The sequence below is a fragment of the Oryzomicrobium sp. genome, from assembly GCF_036820405.1.
Classification (GTDB): domain Bacteria; phylum Pseudomonadota; class Gammaproteobacteria; order Burkholderiales; family Rhodocyclaceae; genus Oryzomicrobium.
In genome coordinates, this window is record NZ_DAISLS010000010.1 from 1 (window position 1) to 17,035 (window position 17,035).

16 protein-coding genes are annotated in these 17,035 nt (G+C 66.2%); 9 read left to right on the top strand and 7 right to left on the bottom strand.

Annotated features, from left to right (window positions below; translation table 11 throughout):
- Window positions 1-253: 253 nt before the first annotated feature.
- The 4 genes from kdpF (at window position 254) to kdpB (ending at window position 5,056) form a co-directional block, all read left to right on the top strand.
- Complete coding sequence (gene kdpF / locus V7Z98_RS10635) at window positions 254-433, top strand: K(+)-transporting ATPase subunit F (protein WP_293265964.1); 180 nt, start codon at window positions 254-256, stop codon at window positions 431-433.
- Window positions 434-562: 129 nt separating this feature from the next.
- Window positions 563-2,266, top strand: a complete 1,704-nt coding sequence (gene kdpA / locus V7Z98_RS10640) for a potassium-transporting ATPase subunit KdpA (RefSeq protein WP_334157954.1) — start codon at window positions 563-565, stop codon at window positions 2,264-2,266.
- Window positions 2,267-2,277: 11 nt separating this feature from the next.
- Window positions 2,278-2,955, top strand: a complete 678-nt coding sequence (gene kdpC / locus V7Z98_RS10645) for a potassium-transporting ATPase subunit KdpC (RefSeq protein ID WP_334157955.1) — start codon at window positions 2,278-2,280, stop codon at window positions 2,953-2,955.
- A gap of 13 nt (window positions 2,956-2,968) precedes the next feature.
- Window positions 2,969-5,056, top strand: coding sequence for a potassium-transporting ATPase subunit KdpB (gene kdpB, locus V7Z98_RS10650; RefSeq protein WP_334157957.1), 2,088 nt, complete (start codon window positions 2,969-2,971; stop codon window positions 5,054-5,056).
- A gap of 107 nt (window positions 5,057-5,163) precedes the next feature.
- Here the strand turns inward: kdpB and V7Z98_RS10655 are convergent, their stop codons facing one another.
- Together V7Z98_RS10655 and V7Z98_RS10660 are read right to left on the bottom strand one after the other, a co-directional pair.
- The gene (locus tag V7Z98_RS10655) at window positions 5,164-6,636 is read right to left on the bottom strand and encodes a TRAP transporter large permease (RefSeq protein WP_293265970.1); all 1,473 of its coding nucleotides are present in this window, start codon (window positions 6,634-6,636) and stop codon (window positions 5,164-5,166) included.
- Complete coding sequence (locus V7Z98_RS10660; protein WP_293265956.1) at window positions 6,633-7,223, bottom strand: TRAP transporter small permease subunit; 591 nt, start codon at window positions 7,221-7,223, stop codon at window positions 6,633-6,635. Before V7Z98_RS10660 ends, V7Z98_RS10655 begins: the two co-directional genes overlap by 4 nt.
- A gap of 295 nt (window positions 7,224-7,518) precedes the next feature.
- Between V7Z98_RS10660 and V7Z98_RS10665 the strand changes: the two genes are divergently transcribed.
- The 4 genes from V7Z98_RS10665 to ribD all read left to right on the top strand — a co-directional run bounded on the left by V7Z98_RS10665 (window position 7,519) and on the right by ribD (window position 11,312).
- Window positions 7,519-8,184 carry a histidine phosphatase family protein gene (locus V7Z98_RS10665; RefSeq protein WP_334157958.1) on the top strand — a complete coding sequence of 222 codons (666 nt, stop codon included), beginning with the start codon at window positions 7,519-7,521 and terminating at the stop codon, window positions 8,182-8,184.
- A gap of 66 nt (window positions 8,185-8,250) precedes the next feature.
- Complete coding sequence (glyA, locus tag V7Z98_RS10670) at window positions 8,251-9,501, top strand: serine hydroxymethyltransferase (RefSeq protein WP_293265952.1); 1,251 nt, start codon at window positions 8,251-8,253, stop codon at window positions 9,499-9,501.
- 46 nt (window positions 9,502-9,547) lie between these two features.
- Complete coding sequence (gene nrdR / locus V7Z98_RS10675; RefSeq protein WP_293265950.1) at window positions 9,548-10,063, top strand: transcriptional regulator NrdR; 516 nt, start codon at window positions 9,548-9,550, stop codon at window positions 10,061-10,063.
- A 130-nt stretch (window positions 10,064-10,193) separates the two neighbouring features.
- Complete coding sequence (ribD, locus tag V7Z98_RS10680; RefSeq protein ID WP_334157960.1) at window positions 10,194-11,312, top strand: bifunctional diaminohydroxyphosphoribosylaminopyrimidine deaminase/5-amino-6-(5-phosphoribosylamino)uracil reductase RibD; 1,119 nt, start codon at window positions 10,194-10,196, stop codon at window positions 11,310-11,312.
- 266 nt (window positions 11,313-11,578) lie between these two features.
- On the opposite strand, the gene V7Z98_RS10685 is transcribed toward ribD, so the two are convergent.
- The 5 genes from V7Z98_RS10685 to gpmA form a co-directional block, all read right to left on the bottom strand.
- Entirely contained in the window at window positions 11,579-12,334 is a 756-nt protein-coding gene (locus V7Z98_RS10685) for a HesA/MoeB/ThiF family protein (RefSeq protein WP_293265945.1), read from the bottom strand.
- 7 nt (window positions 12,335-12,341) lie between these two features.
- The gene (locus V7Z98_RS10690) at window positions 12,342-12,752 is read right to left on the bottom strand and encodes a hypothetical protein (RefSeq protein ID WP_293265943.1); all 411 of its coding nucleotides are present in this window, start codon (window positions 12,750-12,752) and stop codon (window positions 12,342-12,344) included.
- A gap of 73 nt (window positions 12,753-12,825) precedes the next feature.
- Window positions 12,826-14,268 (bottom strand): S41 family peptidase, encoded by a 1,443-nt coding sequence (locus V7Z98_RS10695; protein WP_442951837.1) that lies wholly within the window; start codon window positions 14,266-14,268, stop codon window positions 12,826-12,828.
- Window positions 14,269-14,286: 18 nt separating this feature from the next.
- Window positions 14,287-15,696, bottom strand: a complete 1,410-nt coding sequence (locus V7Z98_RS10700; protein WP_334157961.1) for a murein hydrolase activator EnvC family protein — start codon at window positions 15,694-15,696, stop codon at window positions 14,287-14,289.
- A 9-nt stretch (window positions 15,697-15,705) separates the two neighbouring features.
- Window positions 15,706-16,467 carry a 2,3-diphosphoglycerate-dependent phosphoglycerate mutase gene (gene gpmA, locus V7Z98_RS10705; protein ID WP_334157962.1) on the bottom strand — a complete coding sequence of 254 codons (762 nt, stop codon included), beginning with the start codon at window positions 16,465-16,467 and terminating at the stop codon, window positions 15,706-15,708.
- Window positions 16,468-16,653: 186 nt separating this feature from the next.
- On the opposite strand from gpmA, the gene V7Z98_RS10710 reads away from it, so the two are divergent.
- Window positions 16,654-16,992 (top strand): ArsR/SmtB family transcription factor, encoded by a 339-nt coding sequence (locus V7Z98_RS10710; protein WP_442951833.1) that lies wholly within the window; start codon window positions 16,654-16,656, stop codon window positions 16,990-16,992.
- Window positions 16,993-17,035: the final 43 nt, after the last annotated feature.

The window sequence follows — 17,035 nt, forward strand, 5'->3', positions numbered from 1 at the left end:
CCTCCCGTTTCATCTTCCACCTTAACAAGGTGTCAGCGAAACCGGCTGCAGCCCATGTTCCGACCAGAACGCGTTTGCATGCGCCATGCAGTCACTCGATAGCGGCAATTGCGAGGGCCTCAGCAGAGGTAATACTTTTGAGGTTCGAATAGGTTTTATATTGCCTATACACCGCTCCACTGCAATTTGATGCTGATTTGATTCCCTTCTCCATACGATAACAGCCTCGCATAAACATGAGTTTGTGGGCTGCTTGAGCCTTGCCAAATGCGAGATTGCCACCTTGGCGGATGAGATGCCGGGGCCGGCGATTGTGCCCAGCTCGTCTAAAGGAAAAAGAATGGAAACAGCTATGTTCTGGCTGTCGGGAATCGCGTCTGCAGCGTTGTTTGCTTATCTCTTCTATGCCCTGATCAAGCCCGAGCGGTTTTGATCTTCGTCCCACAAAGAATATCCGGTGACCACCATGAGCGACCTGGTTTTCGTTTTGCTCACACTTGCCTTCTTCATGTCGACCGCGGGATTCGTTGTCGGTCTGACCAAGATTTGAGAGCGCCATCCTATGTTCAGCAACCTGATTCAATTCATCGTAATCCTGGCCGTCATGACGGCCTTGGTCGCGGTCGTGGGGAAATGGCTGGCCCACGTGTTCACGTCGCCGCACCATGCGCTGCCGGAGCGTTGGACGTACCGCCTGCTGGGGATCAGCCCGGACGAGGCCATGTCCTGGTCGCGCTACGGACTGGCACTGCTGTTGAGCAATGCGGCAATGATGCTGCTTGGCTACCTGATCCTGCGCGTCCAGGGCTTTTTGCCGTTCGATGCCTTGGGGCGTGACTCCCAGACCCCGGACCTAGCCTTCAACACGGCCGCATCCTTCATCACCAACACCAACTGGCAGGCCTATTCCGGCGAAAGCAGCTTGTCCAACTTCTCCCAGATGGCGGCGATCACTTTCCTGATGACCGTCGGCGCGGCGACTGGACTGGTGGCGGCCGGTGCATTCATGCGTGGCCTGGGCCGCAAGAGTGGCGGCGACATCGGCAATTTCTGGGTGGACATCACCCGGGTCATCTACCGTGTCCTGCTGCCCCTGTGCTTTTTCATGGCGCTCGTCTATGTCTGGCAGGGCATGCCTCAGACGCTCGGGGCCGATGCCTGGGTCACCACGCTTGAAGGCGCCCACCAGCAACTGATCCTCGGGCCGGTCGCAAGCTTCGAGACCATCAAGCACATCGGCACCAATGGCGGCGGCTTCTTCGGCATGAATGCGGCCCACCCGTTCGAGAACCCGACCCCGCTGACCAACACTCTGCACATGCTGAGCATGCTGCTGATCCCCTCGGCGCTGACGTACACCTTCGGGCTGATGATCGCCCGACGGCGGCAAGGCTGGGCCTTCTTCGCGGCCTTCCTGGTGATGTTCGTCGGCTTCCTGGCGCTGGTCTACAACGCCGAGCAGAGTGGCAACCCGTTCTTTGCCCAGGCCGGCGTGGATCAACGCGTCTCGGCGGATCATCCCGGCGGCAACATGGAGGGCAAGGAGATGCGCTTCGGCATCGCCCAGACCAGCATGTTCGCAACGGTGACCACGGCGGCGACCACGGGCTCGGTGGATTCGATGCACGATTCGTTCACGCCCCTTGGCGGCCTGGTGCCGATCGCCCAGATGATGCTCAACAACGTCTTCGGTGGAGAAGGGGTCGGCCTGATCAACCTGATCACCTACGCCATCCTCACGGTCTTCCTAGTGGGCATGATGATCGGGCGCACCCCCGAATTTCTCGGCAAGAAGATCGAAGCCCGGGAAATGAAGTACGTCATGCTCGCCGTGCTGGCCCATCCGTTCAGCATCCTGGGGTTCACCGCCCTGGCCGCGGTCGTCCCGGCCACGATGGAAAGCCTGGCTAACATGGGGCCACACGGCTTTAGCGAAGTGCTGTACGCCTACACCTCCGGCACCGCCAACAACGGTTCGGCCTTTGCCGGTTTCAACGCCAACACCCCGTTCCTCAACACGACCATCGGCTTTGCCATGCTGATCGGCCGTTTCCTGACACTGCTCCCCATGCTGGCGGTTGCGGGCTGCCTGGCGGCCAAGAAGAGCGTGCCGGAAAGCGCGGCGACGCTGTCGACCTCCAACCTCACCTTCGTTTGCCTGCTGGTTTTTGTGAACCTGGTGGTTGGCGGCCTGACCTTCCTCCCGGCGCTGGCGCTCGGCCCCATTGTCGAGCACCTGCACATGCTCGGCGGCACTCTGTTCTAGGAGCTGGTTTCATGAACGATATTTCTCACTCCACGCCCTCTCTGGCCCATGGCAAGGGGCTCCTCCGCCCTGCCATCGTGTCGGCCATCCTCTTCATGGCCGTCACCGGCCTTGGCTATCCGTTGGTCACCACCGGCGTGGCGGGCGTCCTGTTTCCGGCCCAGGCCAACGGCAGCCTGATCGAACGGGACGGCATCGCCGTCGGTTCGGCGCTGATCGGGCAGCACTTCGAACGGCCCGAGTACTTCCACCCGCGGCCGAGCGCCACCACCGGCGCCGATCCCGAAGACCCGAGCAAGACGGTCGATCAGCCGTATAACGCCGCGAACAGTGGCGCCAGCAACCAGGGCGTAACCAGCAAAAAGCTGCTGGATCAGGTCAATGAACGGGTTGCCGCCTACCGGAAGGAAAACCTCCTCTCCGCGGCCGATCCGGTACCGGTCGATGCGGTCACGGCCTCCGCGTCCGGCCTCGATCCGGACATCTCGCTCGCCAACGCCCGCCTCCAGGCCGGGCGCGTGGCCCAGGCCCGGGGCATCGCCAGGAAGGATGTGCTGGACCTGGTCGACCGGCTGGCCACGCCCCGCCAGCTCGGCCTCTTTGGCGAACCGCGCGTCAACGTCCTGAACCTGAACCTTGCCCTGGATGCCGCCCAGGTCGCCGCCGGGACAACTGGCGCAGCGCGGTAATCGGAGTCTATTCATGTCGAACACTCAAACCCTTACCCATTCCGGCCGGCTGCCCGCCGCCACGGCCAAGCCGATGCAGTGGCGCGCCATTCTGGCCGAGTCGTTCAAGAAACTCAGTCCGCGCATCCAGTGGAAGAACCCGGTGATGTTCGTGGTCTACCTGGGCAGCATCGTCACGACCATCCTCTGGTTCCAGGCCCTGGGCGGCGCAGGGGATGCGCCGGCGGGCTTCATCTGCGCCGTCGCCTGCTGGCTATGGTTCACCGTGCTGTTCGCCAACGCGGCCGAGGCCATGGCCGAAGGGCGGGGCAAGGCCCAGGCCGACGCCCTGCGGGCCGCCCGCCAGCAGGTGGTGGCGCGGATGCTCAAGGAGCCCAGCCTCTCCAGCCAGTCCTGGTCGGTGGGCAGCGATAAGCTGCGCATCGGGGACATCGTCCTCGTCAAGGCCGGCGAGGTCATTCCGGCCGATGGCGAGGTCCTCGACGGCGTGGCCTCGGTGGACGAATCCGCCATCACCGGCGAATCCGCCCCGGTGATCCGCGAATCGGGGGGCGATTTCTCGTCGGTGACGGGCGGCACCCGGGTGCTGTCCGACTGGATCATCGTCCGGGTGAGCGCCAATCCGGGTGAGGCCTTCCTGGATCGCATGATCGCCATGGTGGAAGGCGCCAAGCGCGGCAAGACCCCCAACGAGGTGGCCCTGTCGATCCTGCTGATCGCGCTGACCATCGTCTTCCTGCTGGTCTGCGTCACCCTGATGCCCTTCTCTTACATGAGCGTCCTGCTCAACGGTGGGGCGGGGTCGATGGTCAGCATCACGGTGCTGATCGCCCTGCTGGTCTGCCTGATTCCCACCACCATCGGCGCCTTGCTGTCGGCCATCGGCATTGCCGGCATGAGCCGCATGATCCGCGCCAACGTCCTGGCGACGTCGGGCCGGGCCATCGAGGCGGCTGGCGACGTGGACGTGCTGCTGCTGGACAAGACCGGCACCATCACCCTGGGCAACCGGGAGGCCACCGCATTCATCCCCGCCCCCGGCGTTGGCGCCCACGACCTGGCCCAGGCGGCGCAGTTGGCCTCGCTGGCGGACGAAACCCCGGAAGGCCGTTCCATCGTGGTGCTGGCCAAGAACATGTTCGGCATCCGCGCCCTTCCCCTGGCGGGAGCCGTGGCGGTTCCTTTCAGCGCCCGCACCCGGATGAGCGGTCTGGACATCGCCGGGCAGGTGATCCGCAAGGGCGCCGCCTCGGCGATCCGCGCCCACGTCGAGGGCCTGGGCGGTGTCTTTCCTCCGGAGGTGGAAACCCGCGTCAACGACGTGTCGCGCCGCGGGGCGACCCCCCTGGTGGTCTGCGACAACGACCGGGTGCTCGGCGTCGTCGAGCTCAAGGACATCGTCAAGGGCGGCATCAAGGAGCGCTTTGCCGAGCTGCGCAAGATGGGGGTCAAGACCGTCATGATCACTGGCGACAACCACCTGACCGCCGCAGCGATCGCTGCCGAGGCCGGGGTGGATGATTTCCTCGCCGAAGCAACGCCCGAGGACAAGCTGCGCCTGATCCGCGACTACCAGGCCAGCGGCCACTTGGTGGCCATGACCGGCGACGGCACCAACGACGCCCCGGCCCTGGCCCAGGCGGACGTGGCGGTGGCCATGAACAGCGGCACCCAGGCAGCCAAGGAAGCGGCCAACATGGTGGACCTGGACAGCAACCCGACCAAGCTGATGCAGGTGGTGGAGGTCGGCAAGCAGATGATCATGACCCGCGGCGCGTTGACCACCTTCAGCGTGGCCAACGATCTGGCCAAGTATTTCGCCATCATCCCCGCCGCCTTCGTGGCCACCTATCCCGCCCTGGGGGCGCTCAACGTGATGGGGCTCTACAGCCCGACCACGGCGATCCTGTCGGCGGTGATCTTCAACGCCCTGATCATCGTGTTCCTCATCCCCTTGGCCTTGAAGGGGGTGAAGTACCGGGCCGAGCGGGCTCAGGCTTTGCTGTCGCGCAACCTGCTGATCTACGGCCTCGGCGGCGTGATCGCGCCGTTCATCGGGATCAAGCTGATCGACATGGTGCTCGCCACGATGTTCGTCTGAGCGTTGGAACGCCCCGCATGACGTTAGCCCGGCGCCTTGGGGTGCCGGGCCAACGCCTAAGAAAAAGCCCGCGCAGTGCGCGGGCCCCAGGCAGGTTGTTGGCGTGGTTACTTGCTTTCGCCGCCCTGCAGTTGTTTGAGCAGGGCGTTGTCGTCCTGCTGGGTCGATTGCTCGTTGTGCTCCACGTCGTCCAGGTTCAGCTGAAGCTCGGTCGGGGCTTCCTGGCTCTGGTTGCTGTGGTAGACGTCATGACCCTCGCCGTAGCTGGCGATGTTGGGGAAGGTGATGATCAGGCCGACCATGATCACCTGGATCAGCACGAACGGTACGGCTCCCCAGTAGATGTCGGAAGTCTTCACCGACTTCGGCGCCACCGAACGCAGGTAGAACAGGGCGAAGCCGAAGGGCGGGTGCATGAACGAAGTCTGCATGTTCACCCCGAGCAGCACGCCAAACCAGATCAGGTCGATGCCCAGCTTTTCGGCCACCGGGCCGAGCAGCGGGACGACGATGAAGGCCAGTTCGAAGAAGTCGAGGAAGAAGGCCAGCAGGAAGACCAGCACGTTCACCACGATCAGGAAGCCGATCTGGCCGCCCGGCAGGTCGGTGAGCAGGTGCTCGACCCAGACGTGGCCGTCCACCCCGTAGAAGGTTAGGGAGAACACCCGGGCACCGACCAGGATGAACACCACGAAGGTGGTCAGGCGGGCCGTGGCTTCCATGGCCTGCTTGAGCAGCCCCAAGGACAGACGCTTGCGCAGCAGGGCCATGATCAGCGCGCCGGCCGCGCCCATGGCGCCACCTTCGGTGGGGGTGGCGATACCGAGGAAGATGGTGCCCAGGACCAGGAAGATCAGCAGCAGGGGCGGCACCATCACCAGCATGGCGTGCACGAACAAGGTCATGCCCCGCTTGGTGCGGGCTTCCGCCGGCAGGGCGGGGGCCGCGCCCGGTTTGACCAGGGTCACGATCAGCACATAGCCGACGTAAAGGCCGGTGAGTACCAGGCCCGGCAGCAGGGCGGCCTCGTACATGTCGCCCACCGAGCGGCCGAGGGCGTCGGCCATTACGATCAGCACCAGGGACGGCGGAATGATCTGGGCCAGGGTGCCCGAGGCGGCGATGACGCCGGAGGCCAGGCGCGTGTCGTAGCCGTAGCGCATCATGATCGGCAGTGAGATCAGGCCCATGGAGATCACCGACGCCGCCACCACGCCGGTGGTGGCCGCCAGCAGGGCGCCGACGAAGATCACCGCATAGGCCAGGCCGCCGCGGATCGGCCCGAACAGCTGGCCGATGGTGTCGAGCAGATCCTCTGCCATCCCCGAGCGCTCCAGGATGAGGCCCATGAAGGTGAAGAACGGGATGGCGAGCAACGTGTCGTTGTTCATGATGCCGAAGATGCGCTCCGGCATGGCCTGGAACAGGGCCGGGTGAAGCAGGCCAAGCTCGATGCCGATCCAGCCGAAGATGATGCCGTTGGCGGCCAGGGCGAAGGCCACCGGGTAGCCGAACAGCATGAACAGCACCAAGCAGCCGAACATGATCGGCGCCATGTTTTGAGCGATGAAGTCCATCAGGCGTCCCCCCCTTGCGTGGCTTTGATGTGGGCGGCCAACTGCTCCTCGGCGCTGGGGCCTTCATCCTTGGCGTAGGGATCGTCGGCCTTGCCCTGGAGGAAGGCGATACGCTTGATCAGCTCCGACACCCCTTGCAGGATCAGCAGGGCGAAGCCCAGGGGAACGAACAGTTTCACCGGCCAGCGGATCAGGCCGCCGGGGTTGGACGACATTTCGCCGGTGGTGAAGGCGAGAGTGAAGAACGGCCAGGACAGCCATAGGGTCATGACCGCCATGGGCATGAGAAACACGAGGGTGCCGAGAATGTCGATCCACGCCTGGGCGCGATGGGAAAAGCGGCCGGCGACCACGTCGATGCGCACGTGGGCGTTGTGCTTGAGCGCGTAGCCGGCGCAGAGCAGGAAAACGGCGGCGAACATGTACCACTGGACTTCCAACAGCCAGTTCGAGCTGTAGTTGAAGGCCTTGCGCACGACGGCGTTGCCGGCACTGATGATGACCGAGAGCAGAATCAGCCAGATCATGCTCCGGCCGACACGCTCGTTGAGCGCGTCGATCAGACGCGACAACTTGAGCAGTAAGTTCACAGACTCCTCCTGGATGGTGTGTGGATTTTAGTTATCCGGGCATCTTGGGCCCGGTGGAAAAGCCCGGCTTGTGGCCGGATTCAATACACATGGCATGCCGAAACGGCGGCCAGTGCGTGCTCTCGAAAAAGCCGGGCAATTATTGCATAAATTCCCCAGGGCATAATCGCCGTTCATTATGCGTAACTCCTTGTTCCGCCATGCCTTGTGGTAAGTTAGCGAGTCTTTATATGGCGTCTCGAAAAATCGACTTGTCCATGTTTGGCGACGCCCCTCCGTTTTCTGGAATCTCACCATGACCACCCCGCTTTCCACGGAGTTCTGCATCGTTCGCCACGGCGAAACCACCTGGAACGCCGAACGGCGCCTCCAGGGGCACCGGAACATCCCCTTGAACGACCTGGGCGAACGCCAGGCCGTGGCGGCGGGGCGCTATCTGGCCGGCCAGCACGCGGAGCGCCCCTTCACTCGCCTGGTGTCGAGCGACCTGGAGCGGGCCGCCCGCACCGCCGACCTGATTGCCGCTGCCTTGCCCGGGCTGGCGCCCACGCGGCAGACTGCCCTGCGCGAACGCTGCTACGGCGGCTTCGAGGGACTGACCTACGAAGAAGCCCAGGCGGCCTATCCGGAGGCCTACGAGGCGTTCGCCCGGCGCATCCCGGAGGTGCCGATGCCCGCCGGCGGCGAGAGCCTCAACGCCTTTCACGCCCGGGTGGTGGCCTGCCTGGAGACGCTGGCGGCGGCCCACCCGGGCGAACGGCTGATCCTGGTCAGCCACGGCGGGGTTCTCGACATCCTCAACCGCTTCGCCCGGGGGCTGGCCCTGTCCGCCCCCCGGGACTTCCTCATTCCCAACGCCGGCATCAACTGGCTGGTCCGGCGCGATGGGCAATGGACCATCGGCCCCTGGGCCCAGACCGCCCACCTGGCCGAGGTCAGCCTGGACGAGTTACCGGGCTGACGGGCCTTGCGGGGCGGGCCGGCATGGTACAATTCGCCCCTTTTTCAATGGTTTGAGGGCTATTCGATGTTCTCCTCGCACGACACCCTGGCGAAAGTGGATCCCGAACTCTGGCAAGCGATCGAAGCTGAAAATCGCCGCCAGCAGGACCACATCGAGCTGATCGCTTCTGAAAACTACGTGTCCCACGCGGTCATGGAAGCCCAGGGCTCCCAGCTCACCAATAAGTACGCCGAAGGCTATCCGGGCAAGCGCTACTACGGCGGCTGTGAGTACGTGGATGTGGCCGAGCAGCTCGCCATCGACCGCCTGAAGAAGCTGTTCGGCGCCGAAGCCGCCAACGTCCAGCCCAATTCCGGTTCCCAGGCCAACCAGGCCGTGCTGATGGCCTTCGCCAAGCCCGGCGATACCATCATGGGCATGAGCCTGGCCGAAGGCGGCCACCTCACCCACGGCATGGCCCTCAACATGTCCGGCAAGTGGTTCAACGTCGTCTCCTACGGTCTCAACGAGAAGGAAGAGATCGACTACGACAAGATGGAAGCCCTGGCCCGCGAGCACAAGCCCAAGATCATCGTCGCCGGCGCCTCTGCCTACGCCCTACGCATCGACTTCGAGCGCTTCGCCAAGATCGCCAAGGAAGTCGGCGCCATCTTCTGGGTGGACATGGCCCACTACGCCGGCCTGATCGCCGCTGGCTACTACCCGAACCCGGTGCCCCACGCCGACGTGGTGACTTCCACCACCCACAAGACCCTGCGCGGCCCCCGCGGTGGTGTGATCCTGATGAAGGCCGAGCACGAAAAGGCCCTCAACTCCGCCATCTTCCCCGGCCTGCAAGGCGGCCCGCTGATGCACGTCATCGCCGCCAAGGCCGTGGCCTTCAAGGAAGCGGCCTCGCCCGAGTTCAAGAAGTACCAGGAGCAGGTGATCAACAACGCCCGCGTCATGGCCAAGGTGCTGGGCGAAGAGCGTGGCCTGCGCATCGTCTCCGGCCGTACCGAGTCCCACGTCTTCCTGATCGACCTGCGCGCCAAGAAGATCACGGGTAAGGAAGCCGAAGCCGCTTTGGGCCGCGCCCACATCACGGTCAACAAGAACGGCATCCCCAACGACCCCGAGAAGCCCTTCGTCACCTCCGGCATCCGCATCGGTTCCCCGGCTATGACCACCCGCGGCTTCACCGAGATCGAGGCCGAGCAGATCGCCCACCTGGTGGCCGACGTGCTCGACGCGCCGAACGACGAGGCGGTGCTGGAGCGGGTGCGCGGCGACGTGGCCAAGCTCTGCGCCAAGTTTCCGGTCTACGGCGCCTGATAGGGCCCTGGGCGGGGAGCGGTGCTTCCCGCCCGGCTGAATCCCGATGAAGTGTCCCTTCTGCGGAGCGCCAGAAACGGCGGTGGTCGATACCCGTCTCAACGAGGACGGGGATCAGGTGCGCCGCCGCCGCCGCTGCCTGACCTGCGACAAGCGTTTCACCACCTTCGAGCGGGCCGACATCCGCATGCCCCAGGTGGTCAAGCGCAACGGCACCCGGGTCGACTACGACCGGGACAAGCTGGTGGCGAGCATGGCCCTGGCCCTGCGCAAGCGGCCGGTGACGGCTCAGTCGGTGGACGAGGCCATCGCCCGCATCGAAACCCGCCTGCTCGCCTTCGGCGACCGGGAGGTGACCGCCGAGCAACTAGGCGAGATGGTCATGCACGAGCTGAAGAAGCTCGACAAGGTGGCCTACATCCGCTTCGCCTCGGTGTACCGCAACTTCGAGGACGTGGGCGAGTTCTCCCGGGTTATCCGCGAGGTCTCCAAGGCCGATCCCAACAACGGCCAGACCGGCGCCAAGGAAGGCGCTGGCAAGCGTACGCGCGAACAAGGCTGAGCATTGCGGCGGCTTCTGTGCCGCCGCCAGGGGGCGAGCGTTTGGCGTGCCCCGTGATATGGGTTAGCCGCAAGGTCCAACGCCGCCCGCCCCGCTGTTCCCCTCTCTTTTTTCCGCATCCGCACCGCCCATGACGATGCCGACCCCCGCCTCCGTCTTTTCCGCCGCCGACCACGACTACATGGCCCGGGCCCTGCGCCTGGCCGAACGGGGGCTGTGGACCACCGCCCCCAATCCCCGGGTCGGTTGCGTGCTGGTGCGCGACGGCGCCATCGTCGGCGAAGGCTGGCACGAGCGGGCCGGCGAGCCCCATGCCGAGGTCCACGCCCTGCGCGCCGCCGGCGCGGCGGCCCGGGGCGCCACCGCCTACGTGACCCTGGAACCCTGCTCCCATCACGGTCGCACCCCGCCCTGTGCCGACGCCCTGGTGGCGGCTGGCGTGGCCCGGGTGGTGGCGGCCATGGCCGATCCCAATCCCCTGGTGGCCGGGCGCGGCCTGGCGCGGCTGGAAGCCGCCGGCATCGCCACCGCCTGCGGGCTGCTCGAAAGCGCAGCCCGGGAACTCAACGTCGGCTTCGTCGCCCGTATGGAGCGTGGCCGGCCCTGGGTGCGGGTCAAGCTGGCCTCCAGCCTGGACGGGCGTACTGCCCTGGCCAACGGCGTCAGCCAGTGGATCACCGGCCCCGACGCCCGGCGCGACGGCCACCGCTGGCGCGCCCGGGCCTGCGCGGTGCTGACTGGCATCGGCACAGTCAAGGACGACGACCCGCGCCTCTCGGTGCGGGACGTGGATACCTCCCGTCAGCCCTGGAAGGTGGTGGTGGACAGCCGTCTGGAGCTATCGCCTGCGGCGGCCCTGTTCGATGGCGCTGCGGTGCTGGTGGCCTGCGCCGTGGACCTGGCGGCCCATGCCGAGGCCGTGGCCGCGCTGCGGGCGGTGGGCGGCGAGGTGGTCAGCCTGCCCAACGCCAGGGGCAAGGTGGACCTGGCGGCCCTGATGGACGAACTGGGGCGGCGCGGCGTCAATGAATTGCACGTGGAGTCCGGCTTCAAGCTGGCCGGCTCCTTCGTGCGCGAGGGGCTGGCCGACGAACTGCTGCTCTACCAGGCCCCGACCCTGCTGGGGGACACCGCCAACGGCCTGCTGACCTTGCCCGAACTCGCCGACCTGACCGAGCAGCGCCGCCTGGCGGTGGTGGACCGACGCCAGCTGGGGGTCGATACCCGTATCGTCGCCCGCTTCGCCTGAGGGGCGAGGTTCCCGGGGCTTGGTTTGGCTGCCCCGTCGGAGCGATGCATCACTCGGGCATTGCCTAAGGGGAATGGGCAAAATGATGTTGCCCCGAACGCCGCGCCCAGAGCCAATCTCCGGGTATGTGTTCCGGAGATCGAGCATTGACGCCCTATCTCAGGCGGTCATTCTGAAGATCGGCTACTGGCGTGCCTTTGCGGGCAACGAGCCGAAAATCTACCGTGCTATCCGTCGGCCTAAGTAGGCCACGGGCACCACCGTTGTCAGCGGTCCCGCTGCCCGCATACCGGGCAATCCGGATCTCGGGGCACCCGCACCGTGCGCCATTGGCTGGTCAGGCCGTCGAACAGTTGCAGTTTGCCCACCAGGGGCTCGCCGCAGCCGGCCAGCAGCTTCAAGGCCTCGGCGGCTTGCAGGGTGCCGATGATGCCGGTCAGGGGGGCGAACACTCCCATCACCGCGCAACGCACTTCCTCCACATCCTCGCCTTCGGGGAACAGGCAGTGGTAGCAGGGGCTCGCCTCCTGGCGCGGGTCGAACACGCTCAACTGGCCGTCGAAGCGCACCGCCGCGCCGGATACCAGGGGCACGCCGGCGGCGACACAGGCCCGGTTCACGTCGTGGCGGGTGGCGAAGTTGTCGCAGCAGTCGAGCACCACGTCGGCCTGGGCCACTTCCGCGTCCAGGGCGTCGCCTTGCAAGCGCTGGACGATGGGGCGCAACCGCACGTCCGGGTTGAGGGCGGCCAGGGTCTGACGGCCGGATTCGGCCTTGGCCTGGCCGACCCGGTCCTCCCGGTGCAGGATCTGGCGTTGCAGGTTGGTCAGGTCCACCGTGTCGCCGTCGGCCAGGGTCAGGGTGCCCACCCCGGCGGCGGCCAGGTAGAGGGCGGCCGGGCTGCCCAGGCCGCCGGCACCGATGATCAGCACCCGCCCCTGGCGGATGCGTTCCTGGCCTTCGACCCCGATTTCGTTGAGAAGGATGTGGCGGCTGTAGCGGACGAGTTCGGCGTCGGTCATTGCGGGGTTATTTGTATTCCCGCCACTCCGGCGGGGTGTCGTCGTGGTCGCCGTGGGGGTGCTGCTCCCAGGCGTGCACGTAGGCTTCGTGGGCGCGCTTGAGGCGCTTTTCCGGCACCCCCAGGTTGTGCAGTTGGGTGTCCTCGACGTAATAGACGAGGGCGCGCACCAGCTTGCTGTAGAGGGTGTTGTCGAGATGGAAGCCCCGGTCGGTCAGATCCGCTTCGAGGCCCTTCAGGGTGTGGTCGGTGAGCTGGTAGCGCACCGCCACGCTGCGCTGCGGCAGCAGCGGGGTGGCGCTCAGGTTGGGCTGGCGGGCCAGGTGGTCCGCTGCCTCGGGCACCTGGCCCGGTGGGAATTTGGCGAAAAGGATTTCCCGTTTCTTGGTGAGATCCGGATGTGCATGTTCGCTGACCATCGTTCCCTCCTCGCCGTCGTTCCCGGCCCGGCCGGTGTGGCCGGGCTTCCGGGGCGCCGCCCGTTGCTGTTGCTTACTGGGTGCTGCTCACCGCCTTGGGCTGCATGATCGCCAGGCCCTTCAGCAGGTTGACCGCCTGGTTGAGCTGCCAGTCGTTCTTGCCGCCGAATTCGGAAGGCGCCAGGCTCGGCGCTTCCTTGCCGTTGTTGCCATTGTCCTTGGCGGCATCCTTGCCGTCCTTGGCCTTGGCAGCGTCCTTGGCCGCTTCCTTGTCCTTGTCGTTGGTCAGGTGGCGTTCCAGGTCGGCCTCGCGGATACGGTCGTGGGCTTCGCCGTTGGGGGTTTCCTCGACGACGATGTCCGGCACGATGCCCTTGGCCTGGATCGAGCGGCCCGACGGGGTGTAGTAGCGCGCCGTGGTGAGCTTGATGGCGGCGCCCTGGGGCAGAGGCAGCACGGTCTGCACCGAGCCCTTGCCGAAGGACTGGGTGCCCATCACCACCGCCCGCTTGTGGTCTTGCAGGGCGCCGGCGACGATTTCCGAGGCCGAGGCCGAGCCGCCGTTGACCAGCACCACCATGGGCACGGTCTTGGCGCTGGCGGGCAGGCCCTTCAGGGCGTCGTCCTTGGTGCCCCGGTTGTAGTCCTCGGGGGAGGCGAAGTACTTGTGCTTGGCGTCCTCGACCCGGCCGTCGGTGGACACCACCAGGGCCTTGGGCGGCAGGAAGGCGGCGGAAACGCCCACGGCGCTGTTGAGCAGGCCGCCCGGGTCGTTGCGCAGGTCGAGCACCAAGCCCTTCAGGTCGCCGGACTTGCTCAGTTCGGCCAGCTGCCTGGCCACCGACTGGGTGGTGTTTTCCTGGAACTGGGTGACGCGGATGTAGCCGTAGCCGTTTTCCAGGGCTTTGGCCTTGACGCTCTGCACCTTGATCACTTCCCGGGTCAGGGTGACGACGATAGGCTTCTGCTCGCCCTTGCGCACCACGGTCAGGGTGATGTTGGTCTTGGGCTTGCCGCGCATGCGCTTGACCGCCTCGTTGAGGGTCAGGCCCTTCACCGGGGTGTCGTCGAGCTTGACGATCAGGTCGCCGGCCTTGAGTCCGGCGCGGGCAGCGGGGGTGTCCTCGATCGGCGAGACGACCTTGACGAAGCCGTCCTCCATGCCGACCTCGATGCCCAGGCCGCCGAATTCGCCCTGGGTGCCCACCTGCAATTCCTTGAAGGCTTCGGGGTCCAGGTAGGTGGAGTGGGGGTCCAGGTTGGAGAGCATGCCGGAGATGGCGTTGGTGATGAGCTTCTTGTCCTCCACTGGCTCCACGTAGCCCTGCTTGATGGCCGAGTACACCTCGGCGAAGGTGCGCAGTTCCTCGACCGGCAGGCCTTCCTTGGCGCCTTTTTCGGCCAGGGCGGACAGGTTGAGGCTCAGCAGGGCGCCGGCGAGAAACCCGCCCGCCACCAGTCCCGCCGTTTTCCAGCGTTTGCCGCCGACGTGACGGTTGTCGTTTGCCTGGGGGATGCCGTTCACCTGCTTCTCCTAACGAAGATTGACCCAGCGCAGCGGGTCCTGGGGTTGCCCCTGATAACGGAGCTCAAAGTATAAACCGGTTTCCGGATTGCCCCCGCTGTTGCCCACGGTGGCGATCGGGTCGCCGCTCTTCACGGCGTCGCCCACCTTTTTCAGGAGGGCTTCGTTGTTGCCATAAATGGTCAGGTAAGTGCCGCCGTGATCCACGATCAGCAGGTTGCCGAAACCGCGCATCCAGTCGGCGAACACCACCCGGCCCTGGGCCACGGCCTTTACCTCGCTGCCGCCGCCGGCCCGGATGAACAGGCCCTTCCAGGTGCCGCCCTCGCCGCGGCTGGCGCCGAAACGGTTCAGCACGCTGCCCTTCACCGGCAGGCGCAGGCTGCCGCGCTGGCTGGCGAAACTGCCGCCGCCGCCGACCGCTTCAGGTTCCCGGGCATTGGCGAGTCCGCTGGGCTTGGCGGCGGGCTTTTCCTCCGCCGGGCGGGCCGTCTTGCCCTTGCCGGCGTTGGCTCGGGCGGCTGCCGCTGCCTTGGCCTGCTCGCGTTTGCGCGCTTCTTCCTCGGCCTTGCGCCGTGCCGCTTCCTGGGCGGCCTGCTGGGCGATCACCCGGTTCAGGCCGGTCACGAGGCGCGACAACTGCTGCTCGTCCCGGGTCAGGCTGCCCAACTCCTTGCGCCGGGCCGTGACCTTTTGCGCCAGGGCGTCGAGTTTGCTCTGGCGGGCCTGGCGTTCCTTGGCCAGCTTGGCTTGCTCTTCCCTTTGGCTGTCCTCGACCCGGGCAAGTTCCGCGGCCCGGTCCCGGGTTTCGTCAGCCAGGGACTGCTTGCGCCTGAGAGTGCCTTCCATCTGGGCCAGCCAGTCGCGCCGGGCCTGGGCCAGGGCGCCCAGGTAGTAGAAATCCCGGGACAGCTGGTTGGGGTCTTCGCCGCGCAGCAGCAGGCGCAGGGCGTCGTCGTCGGCCTGGAGCCGGCCGGCCTGGTATTCACGCTGCAACAGGGCGGCCAGGGCCGCCTGCTGGCGGGCGAGCAGCCCTTCCAGGTCCTTGGATTCCCGGGACAGGGCGGCCAGGTCGGCTTCGACCCGGCCCCGTTGCCCGGCCAGGTCGCGCAGCCGGGCCGAGAGCTTGGAGATTTCCTGCTCCGAGGCCTTCAGCTGGTCGGCCACGTCGGCTCGGGATTCCTCGGTTCTGGCCAGGTCCTTCTTCAGGCCGTCGATCTTGCCGCGCAGGTCGGAAAGGTCGGCCTGCTTGGCTTCGAGTTCTTTCTGGGGCGCCGCCGCCTTGGCCTTGGCGGCTGGGGCGGCGGGCGCGGCCCCGGCGCCCGGGGCGAGCCCCAGCCCGGCTGCCAGCAGGGCGGCGGCCAGGGGGGGCAGAAAAGCGGCCGCCCGCGGGCGCGGGCGGTGGGCGGCGGGGCTCACGGGGGGGGCTTACTTGGCCTTGGCCTGGTTGGCCACGGCGGCCGCCGCCGCGGCGGCGGCTTCGGCGTCGCCCAGGTAGTAGGAGCGGATCGGCTTCAGGGTCTCGTCGTCCAGCTCATAGACCAGGGGGATGCCGGTGGGGATGTTCAGCTCGACGATGTCGGCGTCGGAGATGTTGTCCAGGTACTTCACCAGGGCGCGGATGCTGTTGCCGTGGGCGGCGACGATGACGCTCTTGCCGCTCTTGACCACCGGGGCGATGGTGTCTTCCCAGTAGGGGACAAAGCGGGCCACGGTGTCCTTGAGGCACTCGGTCATGGGCAGGTGCTCCGGCGACATGCCCGAGTACTGGGGCGCGTAGCGGGCGTCGAAGCGGGGGTGGCGGGGGTCGTCGAATTCCAGCGCCGGGGGCGGGGTATCGTAGCTGCGGCGCCACACCAGCACCTGGTCGTCGCCGTACTTGGCGGCGGTTTCGGCCTTGTTGAGGCCCTGCAGGGCGCCATAGTGGCGCTCGTTGAGGCGCCAGGAGCGCTGTACCGGAATCCACAGCCGGTCCATCTCTTCCAGGGACAGCCATAGGGTGCGCATGGCGCGCTTGAGCACGGAGGAGAAGGCGATGTCGAAGGCGAAGCCGGCTTCCTTCATCAGGCGGCCGGCGTTCTTGGCTTCCTCGACGCCCTTTTCGGTGAGGTCCACGTCGGTCCAGCCGGTGAAGCGGTTTTCCTTGTTCCAGGCGGATTCGCCGTGGCGCAGCAGCACGATTTTCTTCATGGAAGTCCTAAGGGTGGTTCGGAAAACGGCGTGGGGAACCGGCGGGCCAGCGGTTTTGCAGCAAAAGACCGGGGGCGCAAATGGGGGTCACCAAATACGGAACGCCGCGAAAACGGTTATTTTATAATGCAACCCTAGTTCGCCGCATCCCGCGGCGACTTGGCAACTTTCCGGAGAGTGTCGCGAGTGGCCCCCGTGTTGAGCGTGATCGACAAGGAAGAGCATATCCAGCAGGCCGCCCGCGCCCTGAAGGCCATGTCCCACCCGCTGCGCCTGAAGATTCTGTGCGTGGTCGGCGACGGCGAGGTGTGCGTCCAGGATATCGTCGAGGCGGTGGGCACCTCCCAGAGCAACATCTCACAGCACCTGGCGATCCTGCGCGAGAAGGCGGTGCTGCTGACCCGCAAGGACGCCAACCGGGTGTATTACCGCATCGGCGACGCCCGCACCCTGCAACTCATCGATATGATGCGCGAGGTGTTCTGCGGCGAGCCGCCGGCCAAGGGCCGCGGCCGCGCCGCGTGACCGGGCCGGTTCGCCCGGTTTTGCCCCCCCCTGTTTTCTTTCC

Coding starts and splice junctions, on each gene's coding strand:
- kdpA (WP_334157954.1), top strand. CDS start 563: ATGTTCAGCAACCTGATTCAATTCATCGTAATCCTGGCCGTCATGACG.
- gpmA (WP_334157962.1), bottom strand. CDS start 16,467: ATGAAGAAAATCGTGCTGCTGCGCCACGGCGAATCCGCCTGGAACAAG.
- ribD (WP_334157960.1), top strand. CDS start 10,194: ATGACGATGCCGACCCCCGCCTCCGTCTTTTCCGCCGCCGACCACGAC.
- nrdR (WP_293265950.1), top strand. CDS start 9,548: ATGAAGTGTCCCTTCTGCGGAGCGCCAGAAACGGCGGTGGTCGATACC.
- glyA (WP_293265952.1), top strand. CDS start 8,251: ATGTTCTCCTCGCACGACACCCTGGCGAAAGTGGATCCCGAACTCTGG.
- V7Z98_RS10665 (WP_334157958.1), top strand. CDS start 7,519: ATGACCACCCCGCTTTCCACGGAGTTCTGCATCGTTCGCCACGGCGAA.
- kdpC (WP_334157955.1), top strand. CDS start 2,278: ATGAACGATATTTCTCACTCCACGCCCTCTCTGGCCCATGGCAAGGGG.
- kdpB (WP_334157957.1), top strand. CDS start 2,969: ATGTCGAACACTCAAACCCTTACCCATTCCGGCCGGCTGCCCGCCGCC.
- V7Z98_RS10685 (WP_293265945.1), bottom strand. CDS start 12,334: ATGACCGACGCCGAACTCGTCCGCTACAGCCGCCACATCCTTCTCAAC.
- V7Z98_RS10690 (WP_293265943.1), bottom strand. CDS start 12,752: ATGGTCAGCGAACATGCACATCCGGATCTCACCAAGAAACGGGAAATC.